Raw genomic sequence first — 13,558 nt, forward strand, 5'->3', positions numbered from 1 at the left:
CGGGGCCAGTTCCGGGGCGAGTTCCGGAAGGCGTTTCGTACGGCGTCCTTGGCGGCTCGCCGCGGAGGCGTCCGCGCTGGTCATCGCCGTCGTGGTGGCGTTCCCGCTGTACTGGATGGTGCTCAGCGCGTTCAAACCGGCCGGGGAGATCGAGTCGTCCGAACCGCGGCCGTGGACGCTGTCGCCGACGCTGGATTCCTTCCGCCGTGTCTTCGGGCAGCAGGAATTCGGCCGTTACTTCCTCAACAGCCTCGTCGTGGCGGGCACCGTGGTGATCGTCTCCGCGGTCATCGCGTTCCTCGCGGCGACCGCGGTGACCCGATTCCGCTTCCGTTTCCGCACCACCTTGTTGATCATGTTTCTGGTGGCGCAGATGGTGCCCGTGGAGGCGCTGGCGATCCCCCTCTTCTTCCTGCTGCGGGACGCCGGCCAGCTCAACACCCTGGGCGCGCTGATCCTGCCGCACATCGCCTTCTCGCTGCCGTTCGCGATCTGGATGCTGCGGGGATTCGTGCGGGCCGTTCCCGAGGCGCTGGAGGAGGCGGCGTACCTCGACGGCGCGAGCCGCGCGCGATTCCTGTGGCAGATCCTTTTCCCGCTGGTCTTCCCGGGGCTGGTCGCCACCAGCGTGTTCTCCTTCATCTCGGCCTGGAACGACTTCCTGTTCGCCAAGTCGTTCATCATCAGCGACACCTCCCAGTCGACCCTGCCGATGGCCCTGCTCGTCTTCTACAAGCCGGACGATCCCGACTGGGGCGGAGTGATGGCGGCGTCCACGGTGATGACGATTCCGGTGCTGGTGTTCTTCGTACTCGTACAGCGACGACTGGTCTCCGGTCTCGGCGGAGCGGTGAAGGACTGAGGACATGACAGAAATCGCGCTGATACCGGCCCCGCGCCGCATGACGTCCGCACCGTCCGCAGCATCCGGGACATCCGGAGCGGACGAGGCCTTCGTGCTCGACGACACGACCGGCATCCGGGCGGAATCCGGCACCGAGGGCGTCGCGCGCTGGCTGCGCACGGCCGTCGGCGCCGCGACGGGACTGCCGCTGCCGCCGCACCGCGACGGCGACGGCCCGAGCCCTCTGCTGCTGCGGATCGTGCCGGGGCTCGCCGAGAGGACGGGCGGCCCGGAGGCGTACCGCCTGCACGCCGACGCCCGGAGCCTGACGGTCGAAGGGGCGAGCGCGGCAGGCGTGTTCCGCGGCGCCCAGACGCTCCGCCAGCTCCTCGGCCCCGACGCCTTCCGGCGGGCGCCGGTCACCGCGCGGCGCGCCTGGCGCGTGCCCGCCGGCACCGTCGAGGACGCCCCGCGCTTCCGCTGGCGCGGCATGATGCTCGACGTCGCGCGGCACTTCACGCCCAAGGAGGGGGTGTTCCGCCAACTCGACCTGATGGCCGCGCACAAACTCAACGTCCTCCACTTCCACTTGTCGGACGACCAGGGCTGGCGTGTGGAGATCGAGCGTTACCCGAAGCTCACGGAGATCGCCTCGTGGCGCCCGCGCACGAAATTCGGCCACCGTGCCTCACCCCTGTGGGAGGAGAAACCGCACGGGGGTCACTACACCCAGGACGACATCCGGGAGATCGTCGCCTACGCCGCCGAGCGGCATATCAGCGTCGTGCCCGAGATCGACATCCCGGGACACTCGCAGGCGGCCATCGCCGCGTACCCGGAACTCGGCAACACCGACGTCATCGACACGACCTCCCTCACCGTCTGGGACACCTGGGGCATCTCCCACAACGTACTCGCCCCCACCGACAACACCCTCCGTTTCTACGAGGGGGTGTTCGAGGAACTCCTGGACCTGTTCCCGGCGGACGCCGCCGCGTTCTCGGAGTTCGTCCACATCGGCGGCGACGAGTGCCCCAAGGACCAGTGGCGGCGCTCACCGGCCGCCCAGGCGCGCATACGGGAGCTCGGGCTCGCGGACGAGGACGAGCTGCAGTCGTGGTTCGTCCGGCACTTCGACACCTGGCTGGCCGCGCGCGGGCGCCGCCTGATCGGCTGGGACGAGATCCTGGAGGGCGGCCTGGCGCCGGGCGCCGCGGTGTCCTCCTGGCGCGGGCACGGCGGCGGGATCGCGGCGGCCCGCGCGGGCCACGACGTCGTCATGTGCCCGGAGCAGGAGGTCTACCTCGACCACCGGCAGGACGCGGGCCCGGACGAACCGGTGCCCATCGGCTATGTGCGCACCCTGGAGGACGTCTACCGCTTCGAGCCGGTACCGCCCGAGTTGACCCCCGAGGAGGCGCGGCACGTCCTCGGCGCGCAGGCCAACGTGTGGACCGAGGTGATGGAGGACGCCGCGCGCGTGGACTACCAGACGTACCCGCGGCTCGCGGCCTTCGCCGAGGTCGCGTGGAGCGCGCTGCCGGCCCCCGCCGACCGGGACTTCACGGACTTCGAGCGGCGGATGGCGGTCCACTACCGGCGGCTCGACGCCCTCGGAGTGGCCTACCGGCCGCCCACGGGACCCCGGCCCTGGCAGCGGCGCCCCGGTGTGCCCGGTCGCCCGATCGAAGGGCCGCCGCCCGCCCCGTGAGCTGACGTCCGGGCGTACAACCCGCATGTACGCCCGTCCGGCCCGGACGTGCGCCCGACGACCCGGACGTGCGCCCGACGACCCGGACGTGCGCCCGACGCCCCGGACGCGCGTCCGGCGGCCGCCCGTGATCCGGGAATTCACCGGCCCGCAAGGGAACGGACGCTCAAAGATCACCGTAGAGTGCCAATCCGAAGTCACGGGAGATGCCGGGTGAAAACCGGCCATCACCGTGCTGAGATGGGCGTATGCCTCCTACCGGACCCCCGCGTTCGGGTTCCGCGAGAATGTGCCAGAGTTGCCACGTCCGCCCTGTCAGCACGTACCGTACGGCAGCACAGGTGGGACCAGGTGGGGCAGCGGGAAGGGGCAGCCGGTTTTGACCACGCACGCACCGCAGGCGGCGCAGTCCGTCACGCTGCCCGCCTCTCTGGACGACGCCGTGGCGGCCCTCGCGGCCATGCCCGCCGCCGTCCCCGTGGCGGGCGGCACCGACCTCATGGCCGCGGTCAACTCCGGGCAGCTCAGGCCCGCGGCGCTGGTCGGCCTCGGCCGGATCAGCGAGATCCGCGGCTGGCAGTACCAGGACGGCCACGCGCTGCTGGGCGCCGGACTCACGCACGCGCGCATGGGGCGCCCGGACTTCGCCGCCCTCATCCCCGCGCTCGCCGCCGCCGCCCGGGCCGCGGGCCCGCCGCAGATCCGCAACGCGGGCACCCTCGGCGGCAACATCGCCACGGCCGCGCCCACGGGCGACGCGCTGCCCGTGCTGGCCGCACTGGAGGCCACGGTGGTCATCGCGGGCCCGGAAGGCGCCCGTCGCGAGATCCCCGTCTCCCACCTGCTGGCCGGCATGGAGATGCTGCGACCCGGCGAACTCATCGGCTACGTGCGCGTGCCGCTGCTGCACGCCCCGCAGGTCTTCCTGAAGGCCACCGGACGCACCGGACCCGGGCGGGCCACCGCGTCCGTGGCGCTCGTCCTCGACCCCGCCCGGCGCGGGGTGCGGTGCGCCGTCGGCGCCATAGCGCCCATGCCGCTGCGGCCCCTGGACGCCGAGGCGTGGGTGGCCCAGCTGATCGACTGGGACGGCGGGCGCACCCTCGTGCCCGAGGCGCTGCAAGCCTTCGGCGAGTACGTCGCCGCCGCCTGCATCCCCGACCCGGCCCCCGCCGAGGACGGTTCCGTACCACCGCTTCCGCCCGCCGTACTGCAACTGCGGCGCACCGTCGCCGTACTGGCCCGACGAGCACTGGGGAGGGCGCTGTCGTGACCGACGACCAGCACGGAGAGAGCACGCCCGGGCAGGGCGGGCACGGCGGCTGGGAGCGGCTGCCCCAAGGGGACTACGACGACGGCGCCACGACCTTCGTCCAGCTGCCCGAAGGGGGCATCGACGCGCTGCTGGCCGCGAACACCCCGCTCGCCGCGCCGGGCCAGGGCTATGTGCCCCCGCCCATAACGGTCACCCCCGCCACGACCGCCGGCACCGACCCGGCGGCCACGGGCAGCTGGACGATGCCGGCCGAGGGCGCGCAGTGGCCCGACCCGCACGCGGTGCCCCAGGAACCGGGCGGGCACGAGCACCACGAGCACGCGTACGGGTACCAGCCGGGCGGCGCGGGCCAGTGGACCTACGCGGGGCCCGGGCAGTACGAGGAGCCCGGCCCGTACGAGGAGACCGGCCAGGAGGGCGACCCGGCCCCCGGGCACGACGTGACCGGCCAGTGGTCGATCCCCGTGGCCGGCGGCGAGCTGCCGGACGAGTCCGGCGAGTTCACCCAGTCGGCGCTGGTCGAGCAGTGGGGCGGCACCCCTCCGGCGACACTGCCGGGCGGCGCGCCCGCGCCGTGGGCGACGGAGGCGATCGGCACGGCGTGGACGGCCCCGCCGCCCGCGGCGCCCGGGGAGGCGCCCGGAGAGCCGTCTGCCGAGCCGTACGGGGGCGCACCGGCCGAGATGCCCGGCGAGGGTCCCGGAAGCGCTCAGGAGGCCACTGAGGGCTCCGTGTTCGCGCCGGGCACGGATCCCGCGGAGACGCTGAGGTTCCCGGCGCTGTCCAAGCTGCCGCCGAGGACTCCCGAGACCACGGACGCCCTGCCGGACGCCCCCGATGCCGCGGAGGTCCCCGAAGCCGCGACCGCGACCGCGGACGTCACCGACGCCTCCGAAGAAGCCGAGGTCGCGCCCACGGCACCCGGGACGCTCGACCCCACCGACGACCCCGCCGCGGCCGAGGACGAACCGGCGCCCGTCGACGTGCCCGACGCTCCCGCGCCCGACGCTCCCGGCGAAGTCGTCGAGGTCGCCGAAGCCGCCGTGACCGTGGAGGGCGTGGAGCCCGCGGAGCCCGTCGAGGACGGCGCGCCGGAGGGCCCGGCCGACGCCGAGCCGGCGGCCGAGTCCCCCGTGGCCGTGCACGACGACCACCCCCTCGCCTCGTACGTCCTGCGGGTGAACGGCACGGACCGTCCGGTCACCGACGCCTGGATCGGCGAGTCGCTGCTGTACGTGCTGCGCGAGCGCCTCGGTCTCGCCGGCGCCAAGGACGGCTGCTCGCAGGGCGAGTGCGGCGCCTGCAACGTGCAGGTGGAGGGCCGGCTCGTGGCCTCCTGCCTGGTGCCCGCCGTCACCGCGGCCGGCAGCGAGGTCCGCACCGTGGAGGGGCTCGCCGAGGACGGGCAGCCCTCGGACGTGCAGCGGGCCCTCGCCCGGTGCGGTGCCGTGCAGTGCGGCTTCTGCGTGCCGGGCATGGCCATGACCGTGCACGACCTGCTGGAGGGCAACCCCGAGCCGACCGAGCTGGAGACGCGCGCGGCCCTGTGCGGCAACCTGTGCCGCTGCTCGGGCTACCGGGGCGTCCTGGAGGCCGTGCGGGAGGTCGTCGCCGAGCGCGAGGCGCACACGCACGCCGCCGACGGGTCCGGTACCGCGCAGGACGCCGAAGAGGCCCGCATCCCGCACCAGGCGGGCCCGGGCGCGGGCGGCGTCAACCCGGCCGCGTACGAGGAGCAGTCCGCGTACGAGGACCAGGCCGGGTACGAGGACCAGCCCGGGTACGACGAGCCGTCCGGTTACGAGGACCCGGCCGCGTACCAGGACCCGTCCGGGTACGACCCGCAGGGGCAGCCCCCGCAGCACCCGGCGCAGCGCGACCAGACGTACGGCCAGGACGGAGGAGGCCAGGCGTGAGCAACGAAGCAGCCACCGCGGATCTCGCGGAGGCCGCACCGGTCCCCGAACAGCTGCCGCACGGCCTCGGCGCCTCCCTGCCGTCCGCGGACGCCCGCGCCAAGGCCGAGGGCACCTTCCCGTACGCGGCCGACCTGTGGGCCGAGGGCCTGCTGTGGGCCGCCGTCCTGCGCTCGCCGCACCCGCACGCGCGCGTGCTGTCCATCGACACCTCCCACGCGCGCGAGATGCCCGGCGTGCGGGCCGTCATCACCCACGAGGACGTGCCGGGCGTGCCGGTGCACGGCCGGGGCAAGGCCGACCGGCCCGTCTTCGCCTCCGAGGTCGTCCGGCACCACGGGGAGCCCATCGCGGCCGTGGCCGCCGACCACCCCGACACCGCGCGGATGGCCGCGGCCGCCGTCATCGTCGAGTACGAGGTGCTCGACCCGGTGACCGACCCGGAGCAGGCCTTCGAGGCGGAGCCGCTGCACCCCGACGGCAACCTGATCCGCCACATCCCGTTGCACCACGGCGATCCGGCCGCGTCCGGTGACATCGTCGTCGAGGGCCTGTACCGCATCGGCCGCCAGGACCCGGCGCCCATCGGAGCCGAGGCCGGGCTCGCCGTGCCCCGCCCCGACGGCGGCGTCGAGCTGTACCTCGCCTCCACCGACCCCCACAACGACCGCGACACGGCCGCCGCCTGCTACGGCCTGGCCCCCGAACAGGTGAAGATCGTCGTCACGGGCGTCCCCGGGGCCACCGCCGACCGCGAGGACCAGGGCTTCCAGCTCCCGCTCGGCCTCCTCGCGCTGCGGACGGGCTGTCCGGTCAAACTCGCCGCCACGCGCGAGGAGTCCTTCCTCGGCCACGCCCACCGGCACCCCACCCTGCTGCGCTACCGCCACCACGCGGACGCCGAGGGCCGGCTGGTGAAGGTGGAGGCGCAGATCCTGCTGGACGCGGGTGCGTACGCGGACACCTCCGCCGACGCGCTGGCCGCCGCCGTGGCGTTCGCCTGCGGCCCGTACGTCGTGCCCAACGCGTTCATCGAGGGCTGGGCCGTCCGCACCAACAACCCGCCCTCCGGGCACGTGCGCGGCGAGGGCGCGATGCAGGTCTGCGCGGCCTACGAGGCGCAGATGGACAAGCTGGCGAAGAAGCTGGGCACGGACCCGGCCGAGCTGCGCATGCGCAACGTCATGTCCACCGGCGACGTGCTGCCCACCGGACAGACGGTGACCTGCCCGGCCCCGGTCGCCGAACTCCTCCAGGCCGTCCAGGACTTCCCGCTGCCCGCCCTCCCCAAGGACACCCCCGAGGAGGACTGGCTGCTCCCGGGCGGGCCCGAGGGCGCGGGCGAGCCGGGCGCGGTGCGCCGGGGCGTCGGCTACGGGCTCGGCATGGTGCACATGCTGGGCGCCGAGGGCGCGGACGAGGTCTCGACGGCCACGGTGAAGGTCCAGGACGGCGTGGCCACGGTCCTGTGCGCGGCCGTGGAGAGCGGCCAGGGCTTCGCCACCCTCGCCCGGCAGATCGTCCAGGAGACCCTCGGCATCGACGAGGTGCACGTGGCCCCCGTCGACACGGACCAGCCCCCGGCGGGCGCGGGCAGCCGGGGCCGGCACACCTGGGTCTCGGGCGGCGCGGTGGAGCGGGCGGCCAAGATGGTCCGCACCCAGCTCCTCCAGCCCCTGGCGCACAAGTTCGGCCTCTCCACGGAGCTCCTCCAGATCGCCGACGGCAAGATCACCTCGTACGACGGAGTCCTGTCGACCACCGTCACCGAGGCGATGGACGGCAAGGAGCTGTGGGCCACCGCCCAGTGCCGCCCCCACCCGACCGAACCGCTCGACGGGGCGGGCCAGGGCGACGCGTTCGTGGGCATGGCGTTCTGCGCGATCCGCGCGGTGGTCGACGTCGACATCGAACTGGGCTTGGTACGCGTCGTGGAGCTGGCCGTGGCCCAGGACGTCGGCCGGGTCCTCAACCCCGCCCAGCTCGCCGCCCGTATCGAGGCGGGCGTCACGCAGGGCGTCGGCGTGGCCCTCACGGAGAACCTCCGCACGGCCCGCGGCCTGATCCGCCACCCGGACCTGACCGGTTACTCGCTCCCCACGGCCCTGGACGCCCCCGACATCCGGATCGTGAAGCTGGTCGAGGAGCGCGACGTGGTCGCCCCCTTCGGCGCGAAGGCGGTCAGCGCCGTACCGGTCGTCACCTCCCCTGCGGCCATCGCCTCGGCGGTCCGCGCGGCGACGGGCCGCCCGGTCAACCGCCTGCCGATCCGGCCGCAGGCGGCGGTGGTGACGGGGGCGTAGGCGCGTCCGTCGAGCATCGCGATCTTGTGGGTGCCCGAAGGTACCCGCACGTGCCGGGGGTTCCCGGCGTGTGCTGCCCCGGCGTTGTCAGTGGGGCGGCGTAAGGTTTTCGGTCAGTGGGGGACAGTCGCGTCGGCGCAGTGTCCCGGCCTGGGGGCAGGCGGCACGACGGACATCACACGCACACGCGCGGGGGGCGCCATGAGCACGGGTACGACGGTGGCAGGCACCGGGACGGTGACATTCACGCGCTCGGAGCCGGGCGCGCCGCGCCGGGCGGCAGAGCTGGTGGACCGCGCCGGGGAGCTCGCGCGGGAGCTGCGGGACCAGTTGGTGCTCGGGTCGCTGCGCACGCTGGACAGGGACCTGGAGGCGGTGGTCCGCGGCGAGCGCACCGCGCCCCGGCCCCCGGCAGCGCCCTTGTGCGGCGTGCTCGGCCTGACGAACATGTTCCCGCTGTCCCCGTCCCTGGAGGGTGTGTTGCGACTCGCGGCGGCGGCCACGACCGCGCGGCCCGAAGGGGACCTCGCGCCGTACTGGCGTATCGCCACGCTGACCCGCCCCTTCACCGGGGGCGGGGGCCCCGGCGCCGGCGAGACCGTGCGCTTCGAGGAGCTGGACTTCCCGGCGACGCTCACGCACGAGCCGACGCGCCGTTTCCTCCGGGAGGTCGGCCTGCCGGAGGACGGCTTCCTGTTCCAGCTCGACGCGGAGGTGGCGCTGCCGACGCTCCCCGAGTACTACGCGGAGTCGTGTGCCCCGCCGCCGCGAACCGAACTGCCCGCGCACGCGGACCGTTTGATTCGTCTCGGCCGCCTGACGCCGGACACGCACCTCGTCGTCGACGGGGCGACAGGAACGATCCTGTGCTGGAGCGAGCCCGACCGCACGCTGCGCCCGCTCAACGCGGACATATCCACGCTGGCCTTCACGGTGTGGCTGGTCCACCGCGAGCGGGGACTCGACGTGAACTACGACCTGACGCCGTTCCAGTCGTACCTGACGGCCGTCGCCACCGGGATCACTCGGAACTGAGATCACTCGGGACTGAGATCACTCGGGGGTGAGTGGTCGCGGGCCGCGGCGGGCGGCGGGCCGAGGACCTGGTGGTGTCAGGAGTCAGGAGTGAGGTCGAGGCGCTGGTCGAGGACGTCGCGGGCGACGTCGACCAGGCGACGGTTGTGACTGAAGGCGTGGGCGCGCAGCCGTAGCAGGGCGTCCGCGATGGGGATGTCGAGCCGACTGCTGAGGAAGCCCGCGGCCTGGTGGACTACGGCGTGGTGCAGGGACAGGTCCGGTCGCGGTACTGGCTCGAGGTCGGTGTCGGCGGCCAGGGCCTTGGGCGGGGTGTTCAACAGCAGGTGCAAAGCGGTGTGGGCGAAGGTTTCGAGGTCGAGGCGCTGCTCCATGGGGAAGAGGCCCGTGGTGGTGCGGTAGCCGGTCATGACGCCGGTGGTGGCCACGCCCAGGAGCAGGGGGATGGCGATGACGGCGCGGGCCGATGTGTCGTGGGTGGCGGCGGTGAAGGCGGGCCAGCGCTCGGCGGCGGCCTGGGTGGTCAGATCGGTCTCGGTGACGGCCTCCCCGGTGCGGGCGGCATCCAGGGTGGGGCCTTCGCCGAGGGTGTACTGCAGGTCTTCCAGGTCGGCGCCGAGATGACCGTCGGCCAGGGTGCCCCACAGCAGTTCCAGCGCGCCCGACTCGGCGCGCAGGTTCAGGGTCAGGGCCTGCAGGTGCAGCAGGCGGGCGGCGTAGACGGCGGAGACGGTGGACAGATCGTGTCCGTCATGGGCGGCTTGGCGCAGGCGTTTGAGAAGGCGGGTGAACTCATCGCGGGACATCGTGCCCCCCGGCGGGCAGCCGTAGGCTTCCTCGCCCGCAGCGGCAGAGACCGGAGGCGAGACGGCTTCCGGCAGACGGCGGGTGGAGGAAGGGGTGAAAGAAGTCCGGCGATGGTTGGGCCGGGCCTCACCGAACCGAGTAAAACTCGCTGGGCACGTTCCCGCGGGCGATCTGGGCCGCCAGGTCGGACAGTTTCCGCCGCTGAGAGCGGGCGTGGTGGCGTAGTCGGGTGAAGGCCTCGTCCATGTCGATGTCGAAGCGGCCGGCGAGCATGCCCTTGGCCTGTTCGATGGTCACGCGGCTGTCCAGTGCGGTGCGCAACTGAGCCAGAAGAATGTTCTTGTCGGCCAGTTCATGCCGGTGGGCCAGAGTGCTGCCGGTGGTGTCGGCCAGGGTCTGGGCCAACTCCATGTCCGAGGTACCCATGTAGGGCGGTTGGGTCATGAGCAGGTTGAGGGCGCCCAGCAGCATCTGGGGCAGGCGCAGGCTCACCGCGGCTATCGCCGTGATGCCGGCCGCGTGGGCCCGGGGAGCGAAGTTGGGCCAGCGTTCGTCCAGTTCGGTCGGGACCAGTGCCTTTCGGGTACGGGCACTGTCCAGACAGGGGCCCTCGTTCAGTTCGACCTGGTCCTCGGTCAGCTCGCGGGTCATCTCGTCGGAGGCGGTGATGTAGCTGATCCGGTCGTTGTCCAGAACGGTGATGCTCGCGCTGCGCACCGGGAGCAGTTCCACCGCCTGGGAGGTCAGGTCGTGCAGCAACTCCAGCGGATCGAAGTCCGCCGGACGGTGAGCGAGGTCGTAGACGGCTCGCGCGATACGCGCGTCGCGCTCGGTGTTGTGCATGGGGGGACCGCCCATCGCTGGGTCCGTCTCCGTGACGGTCGCAGGGTCCGGGCAACTCCGCCAGGCGGCGGCGGAATGAAAAAAGTGAACCGGCCTTCACCCGAAGGCAAGATCGTGTCCGCTGACGGGAGGGTGCTCCGGCTCGCCCCCTCTCTTGGCTCGCCCGTCCGAGACCATCGCGCGGTCGGCTCCACCCCGGCACTGGACGGCCTCACGGTTCCACTCGGCGGCTTCCCCGAAGCCGCCGCTCCCAAACACAGGATGTCCGGACACTTTCCCGCGAGCCCGGCTGAACAGCGAGTGCCTGCCATCCACGCGCCGCCGGCACTGCACTTGGACCGGCACGCCCAGAAAGAAGCCCCCACAGCGCCCCGACAGCGCGCACGCGCCACCACCCTGCCGCACGGTCCGCCCGGACGGCGCGCTCCGTCAATGTTCGCAGGCCGGACGCGTACACCACCGCCCATGATCTATACCTCCCCTGTGGGCCCGGACGGCTGATCACCGGCCGCGCCGGGCGGGGACAGGATGATGGTTCCGGCGACGATCGCACGGGCCAGGTCGGCCAGGCGCATCTGGTGCCGACGGGCATGGGCGCGCATCCGCTGGAAGGCGGCATCGACGTCGGTGCCGGCTGTGGCGGCGAGGAAGCCCTTGGCCTGCTCGATGGTGGTACGGCTGTCCAGGGCGTGCTGGAGCTGGCGGTTCAGGGTGCGGTGGTGGTCGAGGGCGGCCCGCTGGGTCAGGGAGATGGCGGTGGCGTCGGCCAGCGTCCGGGCCAGGTGCCGGTCCTCCTCGGGCAGGGCGCCCGGCAGTGCGCGGAAGAGGTTCAGCACGCCGATGACGTCCTCGCGCCGCCGGATCGGGACGGCGTGCACGGAGAGGTAACCGGCCCGGTGGGCGCGACTGGTGAAACGGGGCCAGCGGGGCTGCGGCGCGTCGCTGATCGTGTGGTCGACGGGCGTGGCGTCGTGATAGGCGGTGCAGCAGGGCCCTTCACCCGCGTCCAGTTCGAACAGCTCCACCGGCCGCATGCGCTCCGAGGACGCGGCGACCAGCCGCAGGCGCTCACCGGGCGCGGCGAGCATCACTCCGGCGTCACTGATGTCGAGCAGGTCCATGCAGTGCCCGGCGACGCGGTACAGGAAATCCGCCTGATCGAAGTCGGCGGCCAGGACATCGGCCAGATCGATCAGTGCGTCAGCCACCCGCCGCACACGCGGCAGTTCCGCGGACTCTTGCCCTTCCGGCGGGCCGGGCGTGGATCCGGGCATGAGAGGAGCGCCTTCACGTCATCGGTGTCAGCGACCGAGACCGGAAGCACGCACGGGGACTGGGTGGAGACCACCCGGCCACGCACTGACCCTCCCACCTCTTCTACTCGCTTCTCCGGCCATCCGCCATCCCTGTCGTCGCCGTAGACTGGGTCTGACACGAAGAGCGGAGAATCGTCGGGCAACGGACGGTTCGTACTGTGCTCACCGGTTCACTGTCGCGACATGCGCGTGTACCACCGCGATCACTGACCCCCTGGTCGTAGTTGATTCGTTCCTCGTGGGAGCACCGCCCGGCACGCCCCGGAACCCGCGCGAGCCACCGGAGCCCGAGATGGACGACAACAACCGAGCCATGCGCTTGTGGCGCCTGTTACTGACCGAGGCCGCCCAACAGGACGGCTCGGCTTTCACCGTTGGCCTGGCCTGCCACGTCGCCGCCCAGATGCTGCCGGCCGACAGCGTCGTGGTGACATTGATCAATGCTGCGGAGATCCGCGAGGTCGCCTTCGCCACCGACGACCTCGGTCACCGCCTGGAGGACGCCCAGCTCATCGCCGGCGAAGGCCCGTGCACCGATGCGTTCGGCCAGAACCGGCAGGTCATGGTCCCCGACCTGGCCCAGGAACGGGACCGCTGGCCCGCCTACCTCACCCTGGCCGCCCCGCTCGACGCACGTGCCACGCTGTCCTGTCCACTGGGCATCGGCCCGGCGCGCATCGGCTGTGTCTCCTACTACCGGCACGAACCCGGCCCCTTCAGCGACGGGGATCGCGGGAACGCCGCAGCGTACACGCAGCTGTTCACCCTGGCCGCACTGTGCGAACACGGCACCGTGCTACTGCACCGATCCCTGCCCACCACCACTCCCCCCGCCTCCCCGCGTCCCCACGGCTTCCCCGTCCTGGTCCACCAGGCCATCGGCGCGCTCTCCGCCCGTCTGGACACCGACATCGCAACCGCCAGCGCCTGCCTGCGCGCCTACGCCTACGCCCACGACGCCCCCCTCCTCCACGTGGCCGAACAGGTCCTCGCCGGAACCATCACCCCCGAGGCGGACATCGGCGACGACACGACCTGACGGCCCGACATCACACCACGGCACCGCCGTCCGGTTCGTACGGCGGAACGCGCTGCCCCCGGCTCTCGGCGACGTTGAGCACGTCCGTCAGCGACTCGCAGAGCCGCCGGACGACGAAGCGCAGTTCGCCGGTCGTGAGGCTCGCCGTCTCCTCGAGCATCGGCCGCGCCAGGCCGAGGACGACGACAGCCGTCTCGATCTGCTGTTCTTCGATGTCGTCCGCCAGCAGGGCGAGCGGGGTGGCTGTGCCGTCGGTGACCAGATGAGCGGGTTTGCCCTCCGGGCCGGTCCAGGGGAGGAGGCGGAGGTGCGTGGGGGAGTGGTTCATGCGGCTGCCGCCCGGTGGGTGAGGTAGGGCCGTACGAGGGGGAGGCCGTCGGCGTGGATCACTGTGTCCAGGTCGAGGGAGTACGGGGAGCACGGGGTGGGGAGGGGACGGCGCGCGTGTCGTGGAGCGGTGAGGGGTGG

Annotated in this window: 11 protein-coding genes; 7 read left to right on the forward strand and 4 right to left on the reverse strand. The window is 72.8% G+C overall.

The features are described from left to right. The first annotated feature begins 76 nt into the window (after positions 1–76). From IEZ04_RS11710 to IEZ04_RS11735, 6 genes are all read left to right on the forward strand, one after another. Positions 77–862, forward strand: a complete 786-nt coding sequence (locus IEZ04_RS11710) for a carbohydrate ABC transporter permease (protein WP_189217121.1) — start codon at positions 77–79, stop codon at positions 860–862. Between the two features lie 4 nt (positions 863–866). Beyond that, the gene (locus IEZ04_RS11715) at positions 867–2,555 is read left to right on the forward strand and encodes a beta-N-acetylhexosaminidase (RefSeq protein ID WP_189216733.1); all 1,689 of its coding nucleotides are present in this window, start codon (positions 867–869) and stop codon (positions 2,553–2,555) included. Positions 2,556–2,934: 379 nt separating this feature from the next. After that, complete coding sequence (locus tag IEZ04_RS11720) at positions 2,935–3,828, forward strand: FAD binding domain-containing protein (protein WP_189216734.1); 894 nt, start codon at positions 2,935–2,937, stop codon at positions 3,826–3,828. Beyond that, positions 3,825–5,747 carry a 2Fe-2S iron-sulfur cluster-binding protein gene (locus IEZ04_RS11725; RefSeq protein WP_189216735.1) on the forward strand — a complete coding sequence of 641 codons (1,923 nt, stop codon included), beginning with the start codon at positions 3,825–3,827 and terminating at the stop codon, positions 5,745–5,747. Before IEZ04_RS11720 ends, IEZ04_RS11725 begins: the two co-directional genes overlap by 4 nt. Continuing rightward, entirely contained in the window at positions 5,744–8,050 is a 2,307-nt protein-coding gene (locus IEZ04_RS11730) for a xanthine dehydrogenase family protein molybdopterin-binding subunit (protein ID WP_189216736.1), read from the forward strand. The genes IEZ04_RS11725 and IEZ04_RS11730 overlap by 4 nt, the downstream gene beginning before the upstream one ends. Positions 8,051–8,251: 201 nt before the next feature. Then, entirely contained in the window at positions 8,252–9,085 is an 834-nt protein-coding gene (locus IEZ04_RS11735; protein ID WP_189216737.1) for an SUKH-4 family immunity protein, read from the forward strand. Between the two features lie 77 nt (positions 9,086–9,162). On the opposite strand, the gene IEZ04_RS11740 is transcribed toward IEZ04_RS11735, so the two are convergent. The 3 genes from IEZ04_RS11740 to IEZ04_RS11750 all read right to left on the reverse strand — a co-directional run bounded on the left by IEZ04_RS11740 (position 9,163) and on the right by IEZ04_RS11750 (position 11,943). Continuing rightward, a complete protein-coding gene (locus tag IEZ04_RS11740; RefSeq protein ID WP_189216738.1) occupies positions 9,163–9,891 on the reverse strand; it encodes an ANTAR domain-containing protein in 729 nt (242 codons plus the stop codon). A 127-nt stretch (positions 9,892–10,018) separates the two neighbouring features. Further along, positions 10,019–10,735, reverse strand: coding sequence for a GAF and ANTAR domain-containing protein (locus IEZ04_RS11745; protein WP_189216739.1), 717 nt, complete (start codon positions 10,733–10,735; stop codon positions 10,019–10,021). A gap of 470 nt (positions 10,736–11,205) precedes the next feature. After that, entirely contained in the window at positions 11,206–11,943 is a 738-nt protein-coding gene (locus IEZ04_RS11750) for a GAF and ANTAR domain-containing protein (RefSeq protein WP_229820986.1), read from the reverse strand. 400 nt (positions 11,944–12,343) lie between these two features. On the opposite strand from IEZ04_RS11750, the gene IEZ04_RS11755 reads away from it, so the two are divergent. Then, complete coding sequence (locus tag IEZ04_RS11755) at positions 12,344–13,090, forward strand: GAF and ANTAR domain-containing protein (RefSeq protein WP_189216741.1); 747 nt, start codon at positions 12,344–12,346, stop codon at positions 13,088–13,090. 10 nt (positions 13,091–13,100) lie between these two features. On the opposite strand, the gene IEZ04_RS11760 is transcribed toward IEZ04_RS11755, so the two are convergent. Beyond that, entirely contained in the window at positions 13,101–13,418 is a 318-nt protein-coding gene (locus IEZ04_RS11760; protein ID WP_189216742.1) for a hypothetical protein, read from the reverse strand. Between the last annotated feature and the right edge of the window lie 140 nt (positions 13,419–13,558).

Source organism: Streptomyces ruber (assembly GCF_014648075.1).
Lineage (GTDB): Bacteria > Actinomycetota > Actinomycetes > Streptomycetales > Streptomycetaceae > Streptomyces > Streptomyces ruber.